Annotated in this window: 23 protein-coding genes and 1 riboswitch; of the genes, 13 read left to right on the top strand and 10 right to left on the bottom strand. The window is 63.1% G+C overall.

Going from position 1 to position 22609, the window contains the following annotated elements:
• Positions 1–17: 17 nt before the first annotated feature.
• The 6 genes from AC5STI_RS11670 to AC5STI_RS11645 are packed head-to-tail and all read right to left on the bottom strand — an operon-like array spanning position 18 to position 6288.
• On the bottom strand, positions 18–1565 hold the full coding sequence (locus tag AC5STI_RS11670) for a cryptochrome/photolyase family protein (protein WP_495446768.1): 1548 nt from the start codon (positions 1563–1565) through the stop codon (positions 18–20).
• Positions 1566–1584: 19 nt separating this feature from the next.
• Positions 1585–2133, bottom strand: coding sequence for a DUF3833 family protein (locus AC5STI_RS11665; RefSeq protein WP_495446767.1), 549 nt, complete (start codon positions 2131–2133; stop codon positions 1585–1587).
• The gene (locus tag AC5STI_RS11660; protein ID WP_495447761.1) at positions 2130–3356 is read right to left on the bottom strand and encodes an MFS transporter; all 1227 of its coding nucleotides are present in this window, start codon (positions 3354–3356) and stop codon (positions 2130–2132) included. The genes AC5STI_RS11665 and AC5STI_RS11660 overlap by 4 nt, the downstream gene beginning before the upstream one ends.
• Before the next feature lie 2 nt (positions 3357–3358).
• Entirely contained in the window at positions 3359–3850 is a 492-nt protein-coding gene (locus AC5STI_RS11655; protein WP_495446766.1) for a hypothetical protein, read from the bottom strand.
• On the bottom strand, positions 3843–5000 hold the full coding sequence (locus AC5STI_RS11650) for a class I SAM-dependent methyltransferase (RefSeq protein WP_495446765.1): 1158 nt from the start codon (positions 4998–5000) through the stop codon (positions 3843–3845). Before AC5STI_RS11650 ends, AC5STI_RS11655 begins: the two co-directional genes overlap by 8 nt.
• A complete protein-coding gene (locus AC5STI_RS11645; RefSeq protein ID WP_495446764.1) occupies positions 4939–6288 on the bottom strand; it encodes an NAD(P)/FAD-dependent oxidoreductase in 1350 nt (449 codons plus the stop codon). The genes AC5STI_RS11650 and AC5STI_RS11645 overlap by 62 nt, the downstream gene beginning before the upstream one ends.
• Positions 6289–6412: 124 nt before the next feature.
• Between AC5STI_RS11645 and AC5STI_RS11640 the strand changes: the two genes are divergently transcribed.
• Positions 6413–7183, top strand: coding sequence for a DUF1365 domain-containing protein (locus AC5STI_RS11640; RefSeq protein ID WP_495447760.1), 771 nt, complete (start codon positions 6413–6415; stop codon positions 7181–7183).
• Positions 7180–7905: an SDR family NAD(P)-dependent oxidoreductase gene (locus tag AC5STI_RS11635; RefSeq protein ID WP_495446763.1), complete on the top strand. Its 726-nt coding sequence runs from the start codon at positions 7180–7182 to the stop codon at positions 7903–7905. The genes AC5STI_RS11640 and AC5STI_RS11635 overlap by 4 nt, the downstream gene beginning before the upstream one ends.
• A 42-nt stretch (positions 7906–7947) precedes the next feature.
• Here the strand turns inward: AC5STI_RS11635 and AC5STI_RS11630 are convergent, their stop codons facing one another.
• Entirely contained in the window at positions 7948–8583 is a 636-nt protein-coding gene (locus AC5STI_RS11630) for a ChrR family anti-sigma-E factor (RefSeq protein WP_495446762.1), read from the bottom strand.
• Positions 8584–9138, bottom strand: coding sequence for a sigma-70 family RNA polymerase sigma factor (locus AC5STI_RS11625; protein WP_495447759.1), 555 nt, complete (start codon positions 9136–9138; stop codon positions 8584–8586). It lies immediately after the preceding gene.
• A gap of 230 nt (positions 9139–9368) precedes the next feature.
• Between AC5STI_RS11625 and AC5STI_RS11620 the strand changes: the two genes are divergently transcribed.
• Both AC5STI_RS11620 and AC5STI_RS11615 read left to right on the top strand, forming a co-directional pair.
• The gene (locus AC5STI_RS11620; RefSeq protein WP_495446761.1) at positions 9369–10085 is read left to right on the top strand and encodes an SDR family NAD(P)-dependent oxidoreductase; all 717 of its coding nucleotides are present in this window, start codon (positions 9369–9371) and stop codon (positions 10083–10085) included.
• 383 nt (positions 10086–10468) lie between these two features.
• A complete protein-coding gene (locus AC5STI_RS11615; RefSeq protein WP_495446760.1) occupies positions 10469–11842 on the top strand; it encodes an ammonium transporter family protein in 1374 nt (457 codons plus the stop codon).
• A 73-nt stretch (positions 11843–11915) separates the two neighbouring features.
• Here the strand turns inward: AC5STI_RS11615 and hutC are convergent, their stop codons facing one another.
• The gene (gene hutC / locus AC5STI_RS11610) at positions 11916–12599 is read right to left on the bottom strand and encodes a histidine utilization transcriptional repressor HutC (RefSeq protein WP_495446759.1); all 684 of its coding nucleotides are present in this window, start codon (positions 12597–12599) and stop codon (positions 11916–11918) included.
• A 136-nt stretch (positions 12600–12735) separates the two neighbouring features.
• Positions 12736–13605 (bottom strand): glycosyltransferase family protein, encoded by an 870-nt coding sequence (locus AC5STI_RS11605; protein ID WP_495446758.1) that lies wholly within the window; start codon positions 13603–13605, stop codon positions 12736–12738.
• Positions 13606–13731: 126 nt separating this feature from the next.
• On the opposite strand from AC5STI_RS11605, the gene miaB reads away from it, so the two are divergent.
• The 9 genes from miaB to AC5STI_RS11560 all read left to right on the top strand — a co-directional run bounded on the left by miaB (position 13732) and on the right by AC5STI_RS11560 (position 22554).
• Positions 13732–15054 carry a tRNA (N6-isopentenyl adenosine(37)-C2)-methylthiotransferase MiaB gene (miaB, locus tag AC5STI_RS11600; protein ID WP_495446757.1) on the top strand — a complete coding sequence of 441 codons (1323 nt, stop codon included), beginning with the start codon at positions 13732–13734 and terminating at the stop codon, positions 15052–15054.
• Between the two features lie 274 nt (positions 15055–15328).
• Positions 15329–15907: an OmpA family protein gene (locus AC5STI_RS11595; protein ID WP_475047540.1), complete on the top strand. Its 579-nt coding sequence runs from the start codon at positions 15329–15331 to the stop codon at positions 15905–15907.
• Positions 15908–15917: 10 nt separating this feature from the next.
• Positions 15918–16226 carry a hypothetical protein gene (locus AC5STI_RS11590; RefSeq protein ID WP_475047537.1) on the top strand — a complete coding sequence of 103 codons (309 nt, stop codon included), beginning with the start codon at positions 15918–15920 and terminating at the stop codon, positions 16224–16226.
• A gap of 140 nt (positions 16227–16366) precedes the next feature.
• Positions 16367–17377 carry a PhoH family protein gene (locus AC5STI_RS11585; RefSeq protein ID WP_475047535.1) on the top strand — a complete coding sequence of 337 codons (1011 nt, stop codon included), beginning with the start codon at positions 16367–16369 and terminating at the stop codon, positions 17375–17377.
• 68 nt (positions 17378–17445) lie between these two features.
• Positions 17446–17958, top strand: a complete 513-nt coding sequence (ybeY, locus tag AC5STI_RS11580; protein ID WP_495446756.1) for an rRNA maturation RNase YbeY — start codon at positions 17446–17448, stop codon at positions 17956–17958.
• A gap of 22 nt (positions 17959–17980) precedes the next feature.
• Complete coding sequence (locus tag AC5STI_RS11575) at positions 17981–18880, top strand: hemolysin family protein (RefSeq protein ID WP_495446755.1); 900 nt, start codon at positions 17981–17983, stop codon at positions 18878–18880.
• Positions 18877–20376: an apolipoprotein N-acyltransferase gene (gene lnt / locus AC5STI_RS11570; RefSeq protein WP_495446754.1), complete on the top strand. Its 1500-nt coding sequence runs from the start codon at positions 18877–18879 to the stop codon at positions 20374–20376. Before AC5STI_RS11575 ends, lnt begins: the two co-directional genes overlap by 4 nt.
• 61 nt (positions 20377–20437) lie before the next feature.
• Positions 20438–20487, top strand: a riboswitch (SAM-SAH riboswitch).
• Between the two features lie 7 nt (positions 20488–20494).
• On the top strand, positions 20495–21676 hold the full coding sequence (metK, locus tag AC5STI_RS11565) for a methionine adenosyltransferase (protein ID WP_490399625.1): 1182 nt from the start codon (positions 20495–20497) through the stop codon (positions 21674–21676).
• 344 nt (positions 21677–22020) lie between these two features.
• Entirely contained in the window at positions 22021–22554 is a 534-nt protein-coding gene (locus AC5STI_RS11560) for a COG3904 family protein (protein ID WP_475047525.1), read from the top strand.
• Positions 22555–22609 lie beyond the last annotated feature (55 nt).

Here is a 22609-nt window from a genome sequence, read left to right as displayed (position 1 = left end):
TGTCCCGGCGTTTGCGGTCAGAGCTGGTCAAGCACCTTGCGGGCGCTGTCCAGGTATTCCTCCTGCCGCGCCTCGGACATCCTGTCCCAGGTGCTGTAGGCCCGCTTGAGGCGCGGATTGTCCCGCAGCTTGTCCTGATTGCGCACCAGGAAGTCCCAATAGAGCGGATTGAACGGGCAGGCATCCTCGCCGGTCTTCTGCGTCACGCTGTAGCGGCAGCCTGCGCAATGGTCGGACATCTTGTTGATGTAATTGCCGCTGGCGGCATAGGGCTTCGACCCCAGCAGGCCGCCATCGGCGTACTGGCTCATGCCGATCACATTGGGGGCCTCCACCCATTCATAGGCGTCGGCGTAAACTGCCAGGTACCATTCATGCACCTGATGCGGGTCGACGCCCGCCAGCATGGCGAAGTTTCCTGTCACCATCAGCCGCTGGATGTGATGCGCATAGGCTTCGTCGCGGGTTTGGCGGACCGCAGCCGCCACACAGGCCATGTCCGTGTCAGCCGTCCAGAAAAAGCCGGGCAGGGGGCGGGTGGCCTCCAGAAAGTTCTGTTCGGTATAGCCGGGCATGTTGAGCCAGTAGATCCCGCGCACATATTCGCGCCAGCCGATGATCTGGCGGATGAATCCCTCGGCGGCATTGAGGGGGGCATCCCCCTCGTAATATGCCCGCTCCACCCGGCGGCAGACCTCCAGCGGCTCCAGGAGTCCCGCATTGATGTAGTGAGACAGGACGGAGTGGTAGAGGAACCGCTCCCCCTCCAGCATTGCGTCCTGATAATCGCCAAAGCCGGGAAGCGCCTTGTCGGCGAAGCTTTCCAGCGCTTCCAGTGCGCCGTCCCGGGTGACTGCAAACCAGAACGGGCGCAGGGTGCCGAAATGGTTTCCAAACCGGGCCTCGACCAGATCCAGAACCTCCTCTGTGATGGCGTCCGGGCTGGTTTCCGGCGGACGCGGCAGGAACAATCCGCCATCGGCCGGTTTGCGGTTCTCGTGATCGAAATTCCATTTGCCGCCTTCCGGCTCATCGCCGTCCATCAGCAGCCCGGTTTCCCGGCGCATCTCGCGGTAGAAATACTCCATGCGCAGCTGCTTGCGCCCTTCGGCCCATTCGCGAAACCGGTCATGGGAGCAGAGAAACCGGCTGTCCTGCGGCATCTCCAAGGGAATGTCCGCCGCCTCTGCCCAGTCAAGAAACGCGGATTTCAACCTGTATTCGCCGGGTTCGGTCACAACGACGCGGTCGACCGGATGCTCAGCAAGCAGCCGGTCGATTTCGCCGGTCAGGCTGCCGGAGTTATCCGGGTCATCGAGGCGCACATAACGCACCTGCCAGCGGTTATCCTCCAGCTCCTGCGCGAAGTGGCGCATAGCTGAGAACAGAAACGCGATCTTCTTCTTGTGGTGCTGGACATACCCGGCTTCCTCCGCAACTTCCGCCATCAGGATGATGTCGCGCTCGGGGGCCGCGCCCTTGAGCGCGGCGATGTTGCGGCTGAGCTGGTCGCCTAGAATGTGGATGAGGCTGCGCTCGCCGGACTGATCGTCAGAGGAGGTCATTGGGTGTCACCGTCACGGGTCAGCGGGCAGGCCGCATGGTGGCGACCAGCTCCGCAACCTTGAGCCCGAATTTGCGCATTTCCGACTTGTTCATGATCACGCCGTCAGCAGTCAGATACAGCCAATCGGTGGCTTTCAGGGTGTGCCCGCCGGCGCTTTCAGGCAGGATGATTTCATAGGTGAGTTGCACGGTGGAGCCGGACACGATGCCCTGCGCCTCTCCAACCAGATCATCGGCTGTTGCGGTAAATGTGTTTCCAGGGCCAAGGGTCAGGAACCATTTGCGGCTTTGGGTGACGCCGTTGGAATACGTGAATTCCTCGCTCAGCGTGCCGGTGTCGCCATCCCATTCGCCCACCATCCTGGCGGTAAAGCTGTTTGCCATCTTGCCGGTGGGGCCGAAAATCACGCCTTCGGACAGGATCTCACCGGACAGGTGCTTGGTCAGGATGAATTGCGGGCCGGTGTCCGCATAATCATCCGGTGATTGGAAGCGGAAGCTGAACAGGTAGGTTTTCGCGATCATCAGAAGAAGAACGATCGCGAGGAGTATGGTGAGGAGTTTCATGCTGTTGCTCTTTCTGATGGCAGGGTCAGGGCAAAGGCGAAGGCGGCGGTTTTCAGAATGCAGGGGAGGACGGCATAGGCCAGCGCAAGGGCGGTGAGCGCTTGCTGGCTGTTGTCCGTTCCAGGCCGGAAGCCCTGCTGCTCCAGCAGCGGCAGCGCCAGGGCGGCGGCCAATGCCAGCGCCAGTTTGCCGGCAAAGGACCAGATGCCGAAAGCGGCGGATGCGTTGAGACCCGCCTTGGTCAGCGCGATGCTGAACATGGCGGGCAGCAGCACCATGTCAGCACCCAGAGTGGCGCCCGACACCGCGCAGATCACCGCAAAGCCCAGCAGGCTGCCCGGGCTTAGGGCTGCGGCGCCCGCAAAGCTGGCAATGGCCAGCGGCATGGCGATCAGAAGCGTCTTTTTCGGTCCAACCCGCTGGCTGAGGCGTGCCCACAGCGGCACGCTGAGCCCGGCGCAGAGGAAGAACAGGACCAGCAACGGCCCGGCGTAACCTGCAAGCTGCAGCCGGTCTTCGACAAAAAACAGAAATAGGGTGGAGGTCAGAGCCACCGGCAGGCTGTTGAGCACCGCCAAGGTCAAAAGGCGCAGCGCGCCGGCTTGTGTCAGGGCCATGGCTGACAACGGCTGACCTGTGACCGCCGGGCGCATCCAGACCGGCCGGGTGGCCGCCGCGGTGAACAGGGCAAAGCCCCCGAGGACAAGGCCAAAGGCCGCATAACCCTGGCCTGCAGCACCGAGTGCTACCAGAACCGCTGGTGCGATGGCGGCGAAGATCACGCCGCTCAGCATTCCGGCTTCGCGGAAGGCGGCCAGCGTCATCAGCTCGCGCGGGGTGGACTGTTTGGCAAGCGTTGCGCTGCGGCCATAGAGAAGGATCATGCCCAGGCTGTAGGCCGAGAACAGCAGCAGCAGGACAAGCACAAGCTTTGGCACCACGAGGGGGCCTGCCGAAAGGCCGAACAGCAGCGGAAATCCGACGGCCAGGCCGCCCGCCGCCGCCAGCGCGAACCAAAGCTGCGACTGCGGCCAGCGGTCGATAGCCCAGCCGATCAACGGGTCCTGTACCAGATCAAACAGTCGGATCCCCAGCAGGATGCCGCCAAGCGCCCCCAATCCGATCCCCAGGTTAACTGACGCAAACTGCGGCAGGTGGATATAAAGCGGGATCCCCGCCGAGGCGAGCATCATCGCATAGAGGCTGACCCGGGGATACAGCATCATCAGCCCAGGAGCGCGCGGGTGAAGCGGTCAGAGCGGGTGTTTTCCCCGACAAAGATCGACATAAAGCTGCGCTTGATTCCTGCCTGGTTCAGGGTGCAGGCGGTGCGCCCATTGCGTAGAAACCTGACCCGGTCCGGACCCTGGCTGACCGCAAGATACCGGTCGCCGGGAGAGACGCCCTTGAAACAGGCCTCAAACTGGGTGCGGCCGGGCGCAGAATATCCCAGGCGCTGCATTTCGCGAAGCGTTGCCTCGACCAGATCATCCTGGCTCAGCCGGCGCTGATAGGTGAGCTCGATGCCGAAATCCTGGGACCAGTCGAGCGGTGCTGCGCCCCTGGTGAACAGCCGGGCCTGATAGACCGGCAGGCCAAGAAACCGGAATGTCGCCGCGCCGCGCTGTTCGGCCCCCGGCAGCAGCGATTGAACCGGAGAGGCAAAGCCGCCCGCCGGCACCGCAAGCAGGCAGAGGGTCAGGAGCAGCTTACGCATGGGCCAGCTCCACCTGCACCACATTGGTGTGGCCGATCGCAAAGGAGGCGGCGCAGATCTCAAGATAGTATTGCCAGTTGCGGAAGAAAGCCTCGCCATAGCCCAGATCCATGATGCGGCGCTTCTGCGCAGCCAGACGCTCGGCCCAGATCCGGCAGGTCTTGGCGTAGTCCTGGCCAAAGGCGAAATTGTCCGCGACTTGCAGCCCGGCGGTCTTTGCCTGCTGCGCGATCACTTGGTCGGACAGCAGCATGCCGCCGGGAAAGACATACTGGCGGATGTAGTCGGAGGAGGTCCGGTAGGTCGGGAAGAAGTCATCGCGCACCGTGATCGCCTGCAGCAGCACCCGGCCGCCTTCGGCCAGGCTGTTCTTGAGCTTGGCGAAATAGCTGGGCCAGTAGCGTTCGCCGACAGCTTCGATCATCTCGATGGAGACGATGCTTGAAAACTTCCCTTCGATATCGCGGTAGTCGCGCAGCTGGATGTCGGCGCGCCCGTCCAGGCGGCTTTCGGCATAGCTGTGCTGGTTGCGCGATATGGTGACGCCGGTCACGTCGCGGCCCTCGGCGCTGGCCTGCTCGGCAAAGCCGCCCCAGCCGCAGCCGATCTCCAGCACCTGCTCGCCATCGCCAAGCCGCGACAGAATACGGGCATTCTTGCGGGTCTGCGCCTGCGCCAGATCATCGCCCTCCGCCCCGAACAACCCGGAGGAATAGGTCATGCCGTCGTCCAGCCACAGCTGGTAGAACTCATTGCCCACATCATAATGCGCGCGGATGTTCTTGCGGGCGCCGCGTTTGGAGTTGGCCCGCAGCAGGGTGTCGACGATGCGGAACTTGGCCCGGTTCAGCGGGCTGGCCTGATCATAGCTGCTCAGGTGGTCCCGATTGCGCATCGCCAGCTGCATCAGCCCCTCGACGGACGGTGTGTCCCACAGGCCCTGCACATAGGCTTCGCCCAGCCCGACCTGGCCGTGCGCCGCCATCGCAGAAACCGCGGCCCAGTCGTTGATCTGCATTTCGGCCTCGGGGCCGTGGTCACCGAATTCATAGCGTGCGCCAACCGGCGTGCGCAGCGTCAGCCGCCCCTCACGCAGTCGCGCGCAGGTGTCCAGGAATTCCGACTGAAGAGCTTTGTCCGTGAATGCCATGATCTGTTCCTTTGACCGGTGAGTAGGTGAGAGAATTCATCATGCGGACGATCCGCATGGCGCTGGCGATGCCGTCTTCGTGAAAGCCGTGGCGATTGTAGGCGCCCGCGAACCAGGTGTTGTTCTGCCCCTGCATCGCCCGGATCTGGCGCTGGGCGCGCAGGGCTGCCTTGTCGAAAACGGGGTGGGAGAACGCCACCGTGTCATAGACCTTGTCCGCAGGAATGGGCCGGGTGGGGTTCAGGGTCACGAACAGCGGATCGCTTTCCGGGATGCTTTGCAGCCGGTTCATCCAGTAGGTGACCCCGACGCCGCCGTCCTGGCTGCGGTAGGCCCAGCTCGACCAGCAGCTGCGCCGCTTGGGCATCTGCCCTTCGTCGCAGTGCAGCACCGCCGTGTTCGGCTGATAGCGGATTGCCCCGAGCGCGGCGGCCTCCAGCTGAGTGGCATCAGCGCCAAGGATGGCCAGCGCCTGATCGGAATGGCAGGCAAGGATGATGTCATCAAAGACGCGCGGGTCCGCTCCCTGGGCCTGAACTGACACACGGCCAGCGCGGCGGGTGACGTTTTGAACCGGGGAGCCGGTGCGGATCTCACAGCCGCGGGCAATCAGCGCGGCTTCCAGACGGCGGACATATTCGATGCTGCCGCCCTTGACGGTCCACCACTGGTGTTTGCCGGTGCCCGCCAGCAGCGCGTGGTTGCGGAAGAAGCGGACCAGCGACTTGGCCGGGAAGGCATCGACGTCGGTGACAGGGGTCGACCAGATCGCGCCGCACATCGGCATCAGGTAGTGGTTGCGGAACCAGCTCCCTAGGCCCAGCTCCTCCACCAGTTCGCCGATGGTCTTGTCGTCATCGGTTGCTGCGGCCTCGGCCCGTTTGCCAAAGCGCACGATATCGGCGACCATCTTGTGGAACTGCGGGCGCACCAGATTGCGTTTCTGCGCGGCCAGCATGCGGAGATTGTTCAGCCCGTATTCCAGGCGGCCGTCGTCGATGCTGGCGCAAAAGCTCATTTCACTTTTGATTACCGGCACGTCCAATTCGCGGAACAGCCGGGTCAGGTAGGGGTAGGTGGCGTAGTTGAATACTATGAAACCGGTATCCACCGGCTGATCGCCGTTCTTGCCCGCCATCACGGTGCGCGCATGGCCGCCCAGCCGCGGAGCGGATTCAAACAAGGTGACATCATGCCGTTCAGACAGGTAATACGCCGCGGACAGCCCTGAAATACCGGCTCCCGCGATGGCAATCTTGCGCCGTGGCCCCTGAGTTTGATCCAGCATGTGTCGGTTTTCCCTTGCTGTTGTTTCGACCGGATACGCCGCCGGCAAGAATGCGGATCACTTCGTTCCCGATAAAACTGTGTTTGCGGGTGATCCGGGGCAGCGGCGGATGCGTAACCGGTGCATGATCGAACATATTGCAGCACAGACTTTTCACGCGCGCCGGGGCAGCCTGAGGAATGCATTCCGCTACGGCGTGGACTATATTCTGACTGACATGACCCATGGCGCGCCGCCGCTGCTGTCGCGCAATCGCTTCAACTTGTTCTCGATTCACGACCGCCGCCACGGCGGCCCCCGCGGCAACGGGCGCGGCGCCGCCTGGTTCCGCGAGGAGCTGGAGCGGCGCGGGTTTCACTTGGAGGGGGCCCAGCTGCTGCTGCTGACCCAGCCGAGCTTCCTGTGGTTCCATTTCAACCCGGTCAGCTTCTGGATCGCGGTGAAGGATGGCAGCCCGCGGGCCTTTATTGCGGAGGTGAACAACACCTTCGGCCACCGCCACTGCTATTTCGCGGCGCACCCCGATTTCCGCCCGATCCAGCGCAGCGATGTGATCGAAGCGGAGAAGCTGATGCATGTGTCCCCGTTTCAGCAGGTCGCGGGGCGCTACAGGTTCAATTTCGAAATGACAGAGCGGGCGTTCAACATCCGGATTTCCTATGCCAACGGGCGCGAGGGTGTGCTGGCGACGCTGAATGGCCTGCGCCGTCCGGTGACCGCCGGCGGCCTGCTGCGGGCTGCCCTGCGCAGGCCGCTGGGCGCCGCCCGCGTGGTGGCGCTGATCTACTGGCAGGCGCTCAAGCTTTGGGTCAAGCGCGCGCCATTCCTGCGCAAGCCGGAACCGCCGGAGCCGCTGATCTCTGACAGCTCGACATTTTCGGGGGGCAAAGCGTGACTCAGTTTGCAGGCAAAACCATTTGGATGGTCGGGGCGAGCCACGGTCTGGGGCGCGAGGTAGCGCGGCGGCTGGACCGGGCCGGCGCCCGGCTGATCCTGTCGGCGCGGTCAGAAGATGCACTGAACGCGCTGGCAGGTGAGCTGCGCCAGGCAGAGCCGGTGCCGCTGGATGTCACAGATGCGGAATCGGTTGCGAATGCCGCGCAGCAGGCCGGGCCGGTCGATGCACTGCTGTACAACGCAGGCGCCTATGAGCCGATGCGTACCCAGGATTGGGATAGCGAGGCGGTTCTGGGGATGAGCGATGTGAATTTCACCGGTGCGCTGCGCGTTCTGGGGCAAGTGGTCCCCGGGTTCGTAAAGGCGGGCCGCGGGGATATCACGCTGGTTGGCTCGCTTGCCGGATACCGGGGGCTGCCCGCGTCCATCGGTTACGGCGCCAGCAAGGCGGCGCTGATCAGCCTTGCAGAAACCATGCGCCACGACCTGAAGGACAGCGGCGTCACTGTGCGCGTGGTCAACCCGGGCTTTATCAAAACCCGGCTGACGGACAAGAACAGCTTTAAGATGCCGCAGCTGATGGAGCCGGAAGACGCCGCCGAACATGTGGTTGCTGCCATGCAATCGCGCCGGTTCCGGACGGACTTTCCCCGTCCATTCGCCTATGCGATCAAGGCACTTGATCTGATGCCCGACTGGCTGGTTTACCGCGGAAAGTGAGGCTGGGGGCCCAAGATCGTGCCCAGCCTCAATCAGTCTTCTTCAAATCCGGAACAGCGGTTGCAGCAAGCGCGGGATCAGCGCCTTGAACCGCAGCGGCGCATCGGTGGCCGCCAGACAGATGCAGGGGTCGCCAGCATCTGCAACCGGGGTGTGATCCAAGGTCTCATCACCGATCTCGACGTCCCCGACACCAAACCGCCCGGTTTCGTCGCTGAAGCTTCCCTGAAGCACCAGGGTGAGCTCCAGCCCGTTGTGGCTGTGATCCGGCACTGCCTGGCCTGCGGGAATATACAGCAGCCGCGCGGAGCCGAAGTCATCTTCGAATAGGATGTCCTGCTTTACCCCCATGCCCAGCGTGCGCCAGCGCGGCGGCCGGCCTTTCAAAGACTGCATAACCGGACCCGGATAGACCCCTTTGGCGTCATAGACCGGTGTCGGCGCGGCTGGCTCATCCAGCAGGGCCATGAGATCGGATTTCGCGCCCTGCGCCATCGCCACGCAGTCGGCCCCCTCCAGCAGCGCGCCGCCAACCGCCTGGTGCGCACCAAGCGCTGCCTGGCAGTCGCGGCAATAAGACAGATGGCTGGCGACAACCATCGAAAACGCGTGCGGCAGGCTGCCCGAGGCATAGGCCGCGATCATCGGATCGGGGATGTGATGGGTGATTGCAGGCATTCAACGCAATCCTTTTAGTTCCTTGCGCAGCCGCCCAAGGCCAAGGCGGATACGCGACTTTACTGTTCCCAGCGGCAAGCCCGTCTGGGTGCTGATTTCCTGATGGGTTAAATCCCCGATATAGGCCTTTTCGATCATCTCTTTCTGATCGGGGTGCAATTGCGCGATGGCTTGCCTCAGGTGCAGGGCTTCCTGCTCCAAGGCCAGGATCTGGCTGGCATCGGGCTCGGAACCGGGATCCTCTCCCAGTTCGTCGGGCACGGGCCGGTTCTCCTTGCGGACAATATCAATATGGCGGTTGCGGGCGATCTGGTAAATCCAGGCCGACGCCTGCGCCTTGTGCGGGTCAAACATCGCCGCCTTGCGCCAGATCGTCAGCATGACGTCCTGAACAATCTCTTCGGCCAAGGCGGGCCGGGCGCCGCAGCGGATCACAAATCCCTTGAGGCGCGGGGCCAGGAAATCAAACATGTCACCGAACGCCGCGCGGTCGCGGTCGTCGCGCACGGCCAGCAGCCACACGGTCAGCTGAGAATAGGTTTTTTCTTTTGACACTACTGCTTTGCCCTCAGGGGATGCCCGAAGCACAGCGTTTTTAACGGGCGGCCTGTCCAAGTTTAGTGTCAGCATAGTCCCGATACGGACCGGTGTGGAAGTTGGATCATAGGCGGGCGTGATTTTTTACGCGGCCCGCCAGCCCGGATGGATGGTCAGGCATCAAGAACTGATCCGCTTCCAATGCCGGGGCGTAACAAACGCAAATCCCTGCTAGAAGGTGACTGGTCATGCGAAACATTGTTGTCAGCGGCGGGTCCGGGGCGATCGGCTCAGCTTTCCTGAGTGAGCTGGCGCAGAAATACCCGCGCGCCAGCATCCATAGCCTGACCCGCACCCCGTCAGCCCAAGCCCTGGCCGGTGTTCAGTTCCTGCAAGTGGATTATCTGGATGAAGACAGCTTGCAAGCCGCAGCGGAGCAGGTTGCCGGCAAGGGTGCGGTTGATCTTGTGATTCTGGCGGGCGGGATCCTGCATCAGGGCGAGATCATGCCCGAGAAATCCCTGAGAGACCTGAGCGCCGAAAAGCTGCTGGCGCTCTTTACGGCCAACACTGTCGCCCCGGCCCTGACCGCCAAGCACTTTCTGCCGTTGCTGCCGCGTGACAGGCGGGGGGTGTTTGCAGCATTATCTGCGCGTGTCGGCAGCATCTCCGACAACTATCTGGGCGGCTGGTATTCATACCGGATGTCCAAGGCCGCGCTGAACATGTTCATCCGCAATGCCGCGATAGAAATCCGCCGCCGCCACCCGGAGGCCATTGCCGTCGGGCTGCATCCCGGAACAGTGGAGAGCGGCCTGTCGCAACCGTTTCTGCGAAACGTCGCGGAAGAGAAACGCTTTTCGCCGCAGTATTCGGTGTCCCGGATGCTGGCTGTGATCGACAGCCTGACACCTGCCCAAAGCGGACACTGCTTTGCCTGGGATGGCAGCCTCATCGACCCCTGAGACGTTTCTGAAGGCAGGTGGGGCAGGGCGCGTGCGAAGCCGTTTTCGCTGGGCGCAGGCGGTGCGTAGGCTGCCCGATAGCTTCCTTTCGCCCGAGCGGAGCCTAAAATTCTTGCACATCAGCTCTTTAGACTTGGCCATATGCGGCAGGCATCTTCCCGTTTGCGCACTCAGGGTAAAAAACATTTCCGGAAAATAAAAAATGTCTTTGTGATGCGCCTTCTTCCCAGCATCATTCACCTGAGGCCAGATGAGTCCGCAAGCCGGCCTGATCTGGTGCGCCTCAATCTGGCACGGCCCGCCTGAAGCGGTTGTGCGTGCCGGCAAACAAGACCGGGGAAACACACCCGGCTAGATGGCAATGAACCGGGAGGAAAATTCAAATGTCATTGGACGTGAGCACAATATTTGCTCAGCAAGTCACTCTGAACTCGCTGGTGCAGAACATTCTGTACGCATCGGGTATCGTCGGTGCAATCCTGGTGGTTGTGGGACTGCTGCTGATCGACGCGGGAACCGCGCGCCGCAGGAACCTGTTTAATTCAACCATCGAAAAGACGCTGGGCTTCTTCCTGGGGTTTGCAACCTACTACGTTATCGGTTTCGGCCTGTGGGCCGGGCAGTATTACATCATGGAAGGCGCAACCATGATGGATTCCATCAACGACTGGTGGCTGGGCGGCGCGATGACCAACGCCATGGCGCATCATACCGATCCGGGGATCTTCCCGGGGCTGAACACCTTCCAGATCTTCATCTTCTTCCTTGCTGTGTTTGCAGGGATCATCAACATCCTGCTGCATTTTGCGGTGTCTGAGCGGATGAAGGCCCCGGCCTATTTCATCACCTGCATCGTCGCCGCGGTGGTGTCCTCGGCACTCAGCTGGGCGACCTGGGGCTCGGTCGGGCCGCTGACCAACGCAGGCTTCCACGACTTCTTTGGCGTTGGCTTCGTGTATCTGTTCCCTGCGGGCATGGCACTGGTGTTCACGCCGAAACTGGGCGCGCGCCCGGGAATGATGGCACCGCATCCGCGGATCTCGGCCTACCTGGCCCCCAGCATCGGCCTGTGCGCACCGGGCCTGCTGCTGATCTTTGCCGGTCTGCCGATGGTGATCCTGTCCTGCCTGTTCTTCTTTGACCCCGAAGCGCTGGCGGTCAGTGTCACCATGGCTGATACCAGTGTCGGTATTGCGATCAACAACTACGCGATGGTCTGGGCCGGCGGCGCGGTCACGGGCCTGCTGATTGCCTACTCGACAGGCAAGTATGCCTATACCCTGCTTGGTCCGCTGGCCGGCTATGTCGCCGGGGCATCGGGCTTTGACGTATACCTGCCGTGGCAGGCCTTCATCGTCGGCCTCGCGGCGCCGTTCGTGGCCTATGTTGTCTACGAGTTCACGCTGAAGCGCGGCATCGACGAACACAAGCTGTTCCCGCTGTTCCTGGGCTCCGGTGTCTTTGGGATGGTCATGCTGGGTTTGTTCAAGGCCGGCACCCCGCGCGGCGGCTACTTCGGGATCGAGGAAGGCGCCTATGCGTTCCAGCACGGGGAAATCTCGCTGGTGATGCAGCTGGCTGGCACGGCTGTCTGCATCGGCACTGGCGTGGTCACGGCAATGATCCTGGCCTTCATCCTGGAGCGGACCGTGGGGCTGCGGGTGACTGAGGACGACCAGATCGAGGGTCTGGACGGCAAGATCTGGGATCTGGAGCCCGACGTGGTCACCCACGCGGACAGCGCGCAAAAAGCCTGATCCCGCCTGCAACTGCAAAGGCCCCGGCATTTGCCGGGGCCTTTTTCATGGCCGGGTCAGGCCGCGGCAGGCGTCACAGATGCGTGGTCAGCTTGTATCCCGGTGCAAAGTACAGCTTGGCCAGCGTGACCGGGCGGCCGCGCAGCCAAGTGATCCGTTCCGCCGTGAATACCGGGTCTCCGGCGGGCGCGTCCAGGAACTCGGCCACCGCCTGATCCGCCTTGGTCGCCATAAAGCTCAGCTCCAGATTGGTGAACGGCACCTTCTGCACCAGCCAGTCATTGGGTCCCGACTGGGAGAAATCCGCCTCCAGCACCTCCGGGATGCTGTCGGGGATCACCCAGCGCACTTCGTACTGAAAGGGTGCGTTGTCCGCATAGTGCATGCATCTGATGTGCAGCACCTCCTGGCCCTGGGGCAGGTCGAGCCGGGCGGACAGCCATGGCGGTGCAGCCTGGACGCTGCGCTCCACCAGGGAATAGCGGTATTCTGCGCCGGCTCCCGCAATCTCATCCCGGACAAGGGGGATTGAGAACTGGGCTTTGCGGACCGGGGAGTTCAGCACCCGTGTGCCTGCCTTTCGCTTGCGCTCCAGGAAGCCTTCCTCGGCCAGCTCCCGCAGCGCCCGGTTCACGGTGGTGCGGGTGCTGGAAAACTCCTCAGCCAGTTCGGTCTCGCTCGGCAGCAGGCTGTCCGGCGCCCAGATCCGGTTCTGGATGCGGTCGAGAACGACCTGCTTGATATCCCGGTAGCTCATGTTCCGGCGCGGTGCTGCCATTGTGCCTCTCAGGGTCATAAGAAAATTTAACACCCATAAGAATACACATAATCCCCGGACAGGAAAGCGGCATCCGGTCCCGGCGGCCTGCGCGCGCGGGCAGGGCGTCAGCCGCTCAGAACCATTGCCCGGGTTCCATCAGCCCCAGATCCAGCAGCTGGCGCGAGTGCCACTCGAACGGCGCGGAATTGTGCCAGCGGAAGGTTTCGATATCGAAGGTGGAGCCGGGATTGCGTTTCAGTGCCTTGGCTGTGCGGAAAGAGCAGACGGCGGCGGTCAGGTTGTGATGCCAGGGGCAGGCATAGGTGTTGTATTCCTGGTCGTTGAACGTGTGGTCGGCCTGCAGCTTCAGCCCCGGCTTGGCCCGGAACAAGGAGATCCGGTCAATTTTGCGGCTGGCTGGGGGAATGTGTTCCTCGAACCGCCAGCGCACGCCGCCGAAGAAGTCCAGCTGCCGCTCGCGCGGGTGGCCGGTTGCGGGGTCCTGACGGGCCTGGGCGTAATAGCCGGACTTGTCCAGATAGGCATTTTGCAGGGAGACCCCGGCGGGGCAGGCATCAAGATCGCCCGCATAGAGGTCAATCACGTAGCTGAGCATTGCCTCACGCCGCTCTTCGGTGTGAAAGGCCAGCATCTCGCCAACTGTGCGGGTCTCGCAGAACGGGTAGAAGAGGTATTCCGCGTTGTAGCAGTAGTATAGCCAGCAACCCGGCTGCGCCGCCGCAATGACTGCGTTGACGGCACCTGTCACCGCACCCTCCGGCCCGCAGTCGAACGGCACCCGGTGCACCTTGGCGCGCACGTCCTGCGGCAGGTCGAAGGCATCCGGCATCAGCGCCGCAACCGCTTTGAAGCCGCTTTGCAGATGGTGGCGCAGGGTGGTGGCAATCTCCACCTCATCCTCGATGAAGACCAGCGCAACCGGCCCCTTGGCCAGCAGCAGCTTGCCCTGCTTCAGGAAATCCTCCAGCGAAGAGTACATCATGCCCGTCTGCCCCTGCCTTTCTGGCCTTTGCGGTCAAAATCGGGTAATTCCCGCGTCATTGCAAGCGGCGGCATTTGCCTGTAATGCAGGCCGCTGACCCCGGATCAGGCTAAAAGGCTGAGACTCATGAGCGCCCCGAAAAAGCTGTTTATCAAGACCTATGGCTGTCAGATGAATGTCTATGACAGCGAACGCATGGCCGAAGCGCTGGGCGGCGAGGGCTATGTGGAGACCAAATCGGCCGATGACGCCGACATGATCCTGCTGAATACCTGCCACATCCGGGAGAAGGCAGCTGAAAAGGTCTACTCCGAACTGGGCCGCTTCAAGGGTCTGAAGGCCGAAAAGCCGGATCTCAAGATCGGCGTGGCGGGCTGTGTGGCCCAGGCCGAGGGCGAAGAGATCATGCGCCGCCAGCCGCTGGTCGACCTGGTGGTCGGCCCGCAAAGCTATCACCGCCTGCCGGAGATGGAAGCCAAGGCGCGCGAAGGGGAGAAGGTGCTCGATACCGATTTCCCCGAAGAAGACAAATTCGAAAAACTGAAAAACCGCCCCAAGGCCAAACGCGGCCCGACCGCGTTTCTGACCGTTCAGGAGGGCTGCGACAAGTTCTGCGCTTTCTGCGTGGTTCCCTATACCCGCGGTGCAGAGGTGTCTCGTCCGGCAGACCGCATCCTGCGCGAGGCGCAGGACCTGGTTGAGCGCGGCGTGCGTGAAATCACCCTGTTGGGCCAGAACGTGAACGCCTACCATGGGGCCGGCCCCAATGGCGACATGACCCTGGCGCAGCTGATCTGGGAGCTGGACAAGATCGACGGGCTGGAGCGCATCCGCTTCACCACTTCGCACCCCAACGACATGCAGGACGACCTGATCGAAGCGCATGGCACCTGTGCCAAGCTGATGCCCTATCTGCACCTGCCGGTGCAGGCGGGCTCCGACAAGATCCTCAAGCGGATGAACCGCTCGCATACGGCGGAAAGCTATATCCGCCTGATCGAGCGCATCCGCGCCGCACGCCCCGACATCCTGATCTCCGGCGATTTCATCGTCGGCTTCCCGGAAGAGACCGAGGAGGATTTCCAGGCCACCATGGATCTGGTGGAAGAGGTGAAATACGGCACCGCCTATTCCTTCAAATACTCCACCCGCCCCGGCACTCCGGCAGCTGAGCGTGCTCAGGTTGACCCCGCCGCGGCCGACGACCGGCTGCAGCGGCTGCAGGCCCTGCTGACCAGGCAGCAGCGCGAGGTGCAGGACAGCATGGTCGGCCGCGAGGTTGGCGTGCTGTTTGAAAGAGCCGGCCGCCTGCCGGGCCAGATGGTCGGCAAGTCCGACTATCTCCACGCCGTGCACGTGGCCGATTGCAGCCGTAACGCCGGGGATCTGGCGCGCGTCCGCATTGTCTCTTCGGGGGCAAACTCGCTGGCAGGCGAGCTGATCGGCTAAGGCCGCGGCCGCCAAGCGAATCTCCTGGGGAGCGGGCTGGACGCAGCTCGCTTCCGGCGCCCGGCAATGGCCGGGCATTTTCCGATTGCATCCTATTCAGAGACAATGGGTTCCCGGCACGCGGAGTGTCCGGAACTGGCGTCCAATGCGCGCCGGAAAAGGAGGAATTTAACAGGTATACTGCATCAATTTCAGCTAGATTTGCCTTCAGGCCTGAGCGGTGGGCCCCTGTGCGGCTCTCACCCTGGGGAACTTAGGTGAAGGAAATCTGGTTGTGTCGAAATTCAAATTGAACAAGGTGATTGCGCTGGCTGCCGCTGCCACGGCCGCGCTCAGCATCGCCGCCGCGCCTGCCAGCGCGCAATCCCAGCAGCGGACAATTAAGGGCGAACGGTACGTGCCGACCATCTGGGTCGATCCGGACGGTTGCGAGCATTGGGTGATGGATGACGGAGCCGAGGGCTTCATGACTCCGCATGTCAAACCCGACGGCAAGCCGGTCTGCCGGCGGGGCAACATCTGCGGGGTGATGCCGACCGACCAGTTTTTCGCCACCGACAGGCATGTGATCAACGCAGCTGGCAAGCAGCGCCTGCGCGAATTCTTCCAGAAGGCGCAGGGCAACGGCGCGCGCTCTTTCATCGTCGCAGGCCACACCGATAGCCGGGCGTCGGATGAATACAACATACGCCTGTCCGAACGCCGCGCAAATGCGGTGGCCAAGGTTGCCCGCTCGGTCGGCGCGCGCATCGCCGGTGTCCGCGCCTATGGCGAACGCGATCCAAGGGTGCCCAACACCAGTGCCGCGAATATGGCGCAAAACCGCCGTGTCGAAATCTACTGCCTGCGCTGAGGGGGATCCTATGAAACGCAATCTGCACGCCGCCGCCGTTCTGGCCGCAGCCGCCGCCGTTTCGGCCTGCACGCCGGCGGTCAACAAAACCACCGACCAGCATATCGGGGACGGCAAATCGCTGGACCTGTCCAACCTGACTGCAGGCATCTGGGTTGACCCGAATGGCTGCGAGCATTGGATCATCGACGATGGTCTTGAGGGCTACGCGGATCTGCGCCGCACGCCTGATGGCAAGCCGGTTTGCAACAGCGACCTGCCGCCGACGCTGGCGACCGGCCCGTTCAAGGACGGTTCGACCTTCGCGGACCCGCTGTAAATCCAGCCTGTTTTTCAGACTGCAGCCGCCCCTCCGGGCGGCTGTTTTGTTTCAATTGAGTGAATTTCCGCTGCTCATGCTTGCGCAAACGGAGCAGGGGCGGCAAACTGAAAGGGCAACCCCGGATTGAGGAGATCAGCTTGGCCATCGGTGCCCTGAATGACGCGCAAGACCAGACCGCAACCCATGAAGTGCTTCTGGAATTTCCCGACAACCGCTTGCTGATCGACCTGTGCGGCGAATACGACCGTAACCTGGCTGACATCGAACAGAAACTGGGCGTGCAGATCGTCCGCCGCGGCAATCAGCTGTCTGTAATGGGCGAGGATTCGGCGCGCGAGCAGGCGGCTGGCGTGCTGACGGCGCTCTACGACCGGCTGGAAACCGGCCGCAGCGTCGAAAGCGGCGATATCGACCGCGAATTGCGTATGGGCCAGGAAGCGGACGAGGCCGAACCCGACGGCCAGCTGCAGATGTTCCGCGGCGGCCGGGTGGAGATCAAGACTCGCAAGAAACTGGTGGAACCGCGCACCGAGGCACAGAAGGCCTATGTGCATTCGCTGTTCGAGAATGAGCTGGCCTTCGGCATCGGCCCGGCCGGCACCGGCAAGACTTATCTTGCGGTAGCTGTCGGCGTGTCCATGTTCATCACCGGCCATGTCGACCGCATCATCCTGTCCCGCCCGGCGGTGGAAGCCGGCGAGAAGCTTGGCTATTTGCCCGGCGACATGAAGGACAAGGTCGACCCCTACATGCAGCCGTTGTATGACGCGCTCAACGATTTCCTGCCGGGCAAGCAGCTCGCCAAGCTGATTGAGGAAAAGCGCATCGAGATCGCGCCCCTGGCCTTCATGCGTGGCCGCACCCTCTCCAACGCCTTTGTGGTGCTGGACGAGGCGCAGAACGCCACCACCATGCAGATGAAAATGTTCCTCACCCGCCTGGGCGAGGGCTCGCGCATGGTGATCACCGGCGACCGCAGCCAGGTTGACCTGCCGCGCGGTGTGCAATCTGGCCTTGCCGATGCCGAACGGCTGCTGAAAACGATCCCCAAAATCAGTTTCAACTACTTCACCGCCCGCGACGTGGTGCGCCACCCCCTTGTGGCGGCCATCATCGAGGCCTATGACGCAGACGCAATGCCGGCCTGATCCCGTTTTCCTCTTGCCTTAAATATCCCGGGGGCGCGGGGGCTGGCCCCCGCTTCCGGACCTGATTCATGACACTCGACATCTCCATCGAAGACAGCCGCTGGCAGGACGCCGGGCTTAAGCCGCTGGCCGCCGAGGCGGTCACTGCGGTGCTGGACCATTTCGGGCTGGATCCGGAAGACTGCGAGATTTCCCTGCTGGGCTGCGACGATGCCCGCATCACAGAGCTGAACGCCGAGTTCCGCGAAAAAGCCAAGCCCACCAACGTGCTAAGCTGGCCTGCAGAGGATCTGGCAGCGGAACAGGATGGCGGCACGCCGCAGCTTCCGGAGGCTGATTTCACCGGGGAGATCCCGCTCGGCGACATCGCTATTTCCTATGAAACCTGCGTCCGCGAGGCGCGGGAGGCGGGCAAGCCGCTGGCAGATCACACCCGCCATTTGACCGTTCACGGAATGTTGCATCTTCTGGGCTACGATCACATCCGTGACCGCGATGCCGCATTAATGGAAGGGATTGAGGTTCTGATACTTGGCAAAATGGGTATCGCGAACCCATATATGACTGAGGATGCCCCCTGAGCGGGGTTTTTGGATAGGACCGATGGGCGACATAGAAGGCAGTTCTAACGCGGCGCAGGGCGCGCTGCAGAACGTGAACGGCACGGCGGCAGAAGCGCCTGCCACCGAAAAAACAGGTTTCTGGGCACGGCTTTTCAGCGTGTTCAGCACTGAAGCGCAAGCCGAAGAGGAACCCGGCAGCGATCAGCCCGCGGCGGGAGCAGTTCCGCACGGGATGATCAATCTGCGTCGGCTGCGGGTGGAAGATGTTGCCATCCCCTCTGCCGAGATTGCCGCAGTGCCGGTAACCATAGACAAGGACGACCTGGTCGGCATCTTCCGCCAAAGCGGCTTTACCCGGATCCCCGTGTACGAGGGCACGCTGGACACGCCCCTGGGTTTTGTCCACCTCAAGGATTTTTCGCTCACCCACGGTTTCAATGGCGGCAGCTCGGAGTTCGACCTGCAGCGGATGCTGCGTCCGCTGCTCTTCGTGCCGCCGTCGATGCCGATCGGGGTGCTATTGACCAAGATGCAGGCCGAACGCCGCCACATGGCGCTGGTGATCGACGAATACGGCGGTGTTGACGGGCTGGTGACCATCGAAGATCTGATCGAACAGGTGGTCGGCGAGATCGAGGACGAGCACGACGCCGACGAGCTGCAGACCTGGTACCAGGAAAAGCCGGGCAGCTACATCGCTCTGGCACGCACGCCCCTGCCGGAATTCGAAACTGAGATCGGCCAGTCGCTGACCAGCCACGATGCGGTGGATGAAGAAGAAATCGACACCCTGGGCGGTCTGGTCTTCATGCTGTCGGGCAGGGTGCCTGCCCGCGGCGAGGTGATTGAGCACCCCGAAGGGGCTGAGTTCGAGGTGATCGACGCCGACCCGCGCCGCATCAAACGGCTGCGCGTCAGGCTGCCGGACGCCGCCGCATGATTTCACTCGGGCTGCGCCGGGCTGCCCGCCAGCTCAGGCTTGCGCCGGCCGCGCTGGCCTTTGGCGGCGGTGCGCTGCTGTCTCTGGCGCTTGCGCCCTGGCACGTCCTGCTTGGGCTTCCCGTCGCGCTGGCTGCTGCGGGCTGGCTGATCCTGCAAGCCGCCTCGGCCCGCACGGCGGCGCTGGCGGGCTGGCTGTTCGGGCTGGGGTATTTCGCCTTTGGCCTGTCGTGGATCATCGAACCCTTCCAAATCGACCCGGAGCGCCACGCCTGGATGGCGCCGTTTGCGCTGGTGTTCCTGGCCGCAGGCCTTGCCCTGTTCTGGGGGGCGGCCTTTGGCCTGACCGCCCGGTTCAGCCGCGGCGCCTGGCGGGTGCCGGTGCTGGCGGCGATATGGACACTGGCCGAGTTCGCCCGGGCTTATCTGCTGACGGGATTTCCGTGGGCGGGTTTCGGGCAGGTCTGGATCGACACTCCCGCCGCAAACCTGCTGCCCTGGATTGGACCGCAGGGGCTGGGGCTGCTTACCCTTGCGGCGTTTCTACCGCTGGCCCTGATCCGCCAAAACCCGCTTGCCGCTGCCGCACCGCTCGCCATATCCGCGGCTGCCGTTCTCGCCGTGCCCGCTCCGCTACAGGGCGCGCAAACGGGCAAGACGGTGCGAATCGTTCAGCCCAACGCGCCGCAGAACCTGAAATGGCATCCTGACCACCGCTGGGAATTTGTCCGCAGGTCTGTTGCCTTGTCCGCGGGGGAGCCGCGGCCCGACCTGATTGTCTGGCCCGAAACCGCGGTGCCGCAGCTGCTGAACTACGCTGAAGACACGCTTCGGATCATCTCGGACAGCGCTGGCGGCGTGCCGGTCCTGCTGGGCATCCAGCGGGAGGAGGCGGGCGCCTACTACAACTCCGCGGTGCTGTTGGACGCTGATGGCATGGCCATCACCACCTATGACAAGGCGCATCTGGTGCCGTTCGGGGAATACGTGCCGTTCGGAGACTTCATGGCGCGCTTTGGCATCCACGGGTTTGCCTCCCAGGCGGGCGCGGGCTATGCCGCCGGTCCGGGCGCGCAGGTGATGGATCTGCCCATCGGCAGCGCCTTGCCGCTGATCTGCTACGAGGCTGTTTTTCCTCAGGATGTGAACGCCGCCGAAACCCGGCCGCAGATGCTGGTGCAAATCACCAATGACGCCTGGTTCGGCACCCGGTCGGGCCCCTATCAGCACCTGGTGCAGGCCCGGATGCGGGCGCTGGAGCAGGGTCTGCCGATGATCCGCGCCGCCAATACCGGCGTCTCTGCCATGATCGCGCCGGATGGGGCGATGCTGGACAGCCTGCCGCTGGGGGAGGCCGGGTATATCGACGCGGCCCTGCCTGCACCGCTGGCGCCGACGCTCTACAGCCGCACCGGCGACTGGCCTGTCCTGCTGCTGTGTCTTTTTGGTGCGTTTGCGGTGTTCTTCCGCCACCGGCCCCTTGCGCTGCGGTCATAGCTGTTTAACTCTATCCGAATATAGATTGACCCGCGCGGTCTTGCCGCGTAATGCGGCCCGATACCTGCCACAACGGCTTCCTGGCGTGGCGGGCTGAACCTCAATGGAGCACTTTTTCATGACCCGTATGAACTACACCTTCACTTCGGAATCGGTTTCCGAAGGCCACCCGGACAAGGTCTGCGACCGCATTTCCGATGCGGTGCTGGACGCTTTTCTGGCGGAGGAGCCCGAAGCACGTGTGGCAGCTGAGACTTTCGCCACCACGAACCGTGTTGTCATCGGGGGCGAAGTCGGCCTGTCCGACCAGGACAAGCTGCATGACTACATGGGCAAAATCGACGAGATCGCCCGTGCCTGCATCAAGGACATCGGCTACGAGCAGGACAAGTTCCACCACGAGACCGTGGAAGTGACCAACCTGCTGCACGAGCAGTCGGCCCATATCGCACAGGGCGTTGATGCCGCTGCCGACAAGGACGAGGGCGCAGGCGACCAGGGCATCATGTTCGGGTTTGCCACCAATGAAACCGACGCGCTGATGCCGGCGCCGATCCAGTTCTCCCACGCGATCCTGCGCCGCCTGGCCGAGGTCCGCAAGAACGGCACCGAGCCGGCCCTGGGCCCGGACGCGAAATCGCAGCTGTCGGTGGTCTATGAAGGCGGCAAGCCGGTGGGTGTCAGCTCGCTGGTGCTGTCGACCCAGCACCTCGATGAATCGCTGACCTCGAATGACATCCGCGCCATTGTCGAGCCGTACATCCGCGAAACCCTGCCCGAGGGCTGGCTGACGGACGCAACCGTCTGGCACGTGAACCCGACCGGCAAGTTCGTGATCGGCGGCCCGGACGGCGACGCGGGCCTCACCGGCCGCAAGATCATCGTCGACACCTACGGCGGCGCAGCCCCGCACGGCGGCGGCGCCTTCTCCGGCAAGGATCCGACCAAGGTGGACCGCTCGGCGGCCTACGCCGCGCGCTACCTGGCCAAAAACGTGGTGGCTGCGGGCATGGCTGATAAATGCACCATCCAGCTGTCCTACGCCATCGGCGTGTCCAAGCCGCTGTCGATCTATGCCGACACCCACGGCACCGGCGAAGTCGAGCCCGCTGCCATCGAAAAAGCGATTGATCAGGTGATGGACCTAACCCCGCGCGGCATCCGATCGCACCTGGGGCTGAACAAGCCGATCTACCAGCGCACCGCGGCTTATGGCCACTTCGGCCGCGAGCCGGAGGCCGACGGCGGCTTCAGCTGGGAGCGCACCGACCTGGCCGAGGCGCTTAAGAAAGCGGTCTGAAGCCAGAGGACTAACAACAGGGGAGCGGGCCGCAGGGTCCGCTCTTTTTTGTCGTGGAGTGCTGCCGCCCGCGTTCAAACATCCACGGAATGCGCCTCTTCCCTAAGGTCCGGCGCCGCGTCTGGCGCATTGGGGCAGAAGCGCTGACCCGTTGAGGCTGGAGCAAAACGACGGGCTGCGCCATACTGACCGGGTCGAAATCCTCACCTTCCGGAGTCGCGATGCTGCGTTTGACGGCTTCTATTCTTTGCTTGGCGCTGCCGCTAGCTGCGGCCGCAAAGGACGGGTTGCCGCAAAAATTCAGTCTTCTGGGCAGAACGCTTGTTTATGACACCGGGACAGATGTGAGAGGCGAACCGGCCGAGATCACCGATGAGGACGTTGAGAAGCTGCAGGGGATTCTGCTCCAGTCCCCGGAGATCACCGAATTGCAGCTCAACAGCATTGGCGGCAGTGTCTATGCCGGCGAGGAAATTGCCGCGCTGGTGCTGGAATACGGGCTCGACACATTAATCGACGGGGAGTGCATCAGCGCTTGCGTCGATGTTTTCCTGGCGGGTAACCGTCGCCGGATGACGTTTGGGTCGCGCATCGGTTTCCATCAGCGGAACTGGCCGGCACAGGCCGTGCACAAATACTACCGCAGCGAGCGGCGGACGCAGCGATGGTCGACACCGTTTGAGTTCGGCTCCTGGATTTATGAGGACACCCAGCGCGAGATTTATGACCATCTCAGCTATATGGTGGCGCGCGGTGTCGATCCCGGCTTTGCCATCGAAACGCTGCGCACCGATCCCGACGGGGAGTGGTACCCCAGCCGCTTGCGCCTGACCGCAGCCGGGGTTCTGCGGGACGTTCTGCCGCAACAGCGCCCCTAGCCGGGCCGGCACCGGCTTGACCCCGGGGCCTGCTTGCGGCAGAGGAGCGGCCAGC

Source organism: Leisingera sp. CC-HEC096 (assembly GCF_059429235.1).
Note: the sequence above shows the minus strand (reverse complement) of the source record. Positions and strands in the feature narration are given on the sequence as shown.

What these genes read in the sequence shown, in the direction of transcription:
- AC5STI_RS11670 (WP_495446768.1), bottom strand. Translation starts at nt 1,565, where the DNA reads ATGACCTCCTCTGACGATCAGTCCGGCGAGCGCAGCCTCATCCACATT.
- AC5STI_RS11665 (WP_495446767.1), bottom strand. Translation starts at nt 2,133, where the DNA reads ATGAAACTCCTCACCATACTCCTCGCGATCGTTCTTCTTCTGATGATC.
- AC5STI_RS11660 (WP_495447761.1), bottom strand. Translation starts at nt 3,356, where the DNA reads ATGCTGTATCCCCGGGTCAGCCTCTATGCGATGATGCTCGCCTCGGCG.
- AC5STI_RS11655 (WP_495446766.1), bottom strand. Translation starts at nt 3,850, where the DNA reads ATGCGTAAGCTGCTCCTGACCCTCTGCCTGCTTGCGGTGCCGGCGGGC.
- AC5STI_RS11650 (WP_495446765.1), bottom strand. Translation starts at nt 5,000, where the DNA reads ATGGCATTCACGGACAAAGCTCTTCAGTCGGAATTCCTGGACACCTGC.
- AC5STI_RS11645 (WP_495446764.1), bottom strand. Translation starts at nt 6,288, where the DNA reads ATGCTGGATCAAACTCAGGGGCCACGGCGCAAGATTGCCATCGCGGGA.
- AC5STI_RS11640 (WP_495447760.1), top strand. Translation starts at nt 6,413, where the DNA reads ATGATCGAACATATTGCAGCACAGACTTTTCACGCGCGCCGGGGCAGC.
- AC5STI_RS11630 (WP_495446762.1), bottom strand. Translation starts at nt 8,583, where the DNA reads ATGCCTGCAATCACCCATCACATCCCCGATCCGATGATCGCGGCCTAT.
- AC5STI_RS11620 (WP_495446761.1), top strand. Translation starts at nt 9,369, where the DNA reads ATGCGAAACATTGTTGTCAGCGGCGGGTCCGGGGCGATCGGCTCAGCT.
- AC5STI_RS11615 (WP_495446760.1), top strand. Translation starts at nt 10,469, where the DNA reads ATGTCATTGGACGTGAGCACAATATTTGCTCAGCAAGTCACTCTGAAC.
- hutC (WP_495446759.1), bottom strand. Translation starts at nt 12,599, where the DNA reads ATGAGCTACCGGGATATCAAGCAGGTCGTTCTCGACCGCATCCAGAAC.
- AC5STI_RS11605 (WP_495446758.1), bottom strand. Translation starts at nt 13,605, where the DNA reads ATGATGTACTCTTCGCTGGAGGATTTCCTGAAGCAGGGCAAGCTGCTG.
- miaB (WP_495446757.1), top strand. Translation starts at nt 13,732, where the DNA reads ATGAGCGCCCCGAAAAAGCTGTTTATCAAGACCTATGGCTGTCAGATG.
- AC5STI_RS11590 (WP_475047537.1), top strand. Translation starts at nt 15,918, where the DNA reads ATGAAACGCAATCTGCACGCCGCCGCCGTTCTGGCCGCAGCCGCCGCC.
- ybeY (WP_495446756.1), top strand. Translation starts at nt 17,446, where the DNA reads ATGACACTCGACATCTCCATCGAAGACAGCCGCTGGCAGGACGCCGGG.
- AC5STI_RS11575 (WP_495446755.1), top strand. Translation starts at nt 17,981, where the DNA reads ATGGGCGACATAGAAGGCAGTTCTAACGCGGCGCAGGGCGCGCTGCAG.
- lnt (WP_495446754.1), top strand. Translation starts at nt 18,877, where the DNA reads ATGATTTCACTCGGGCTGCGCCGGGCTGCCCGCCAGCTCAGGCTTGCG.
- metK (WP_490399625.1), top strand. Translation starts at nt 20,495, where the DNA reads ATGACCCGTATGAACTACACCTTCACTTCGGAATCGGTTTCCGAAGGC.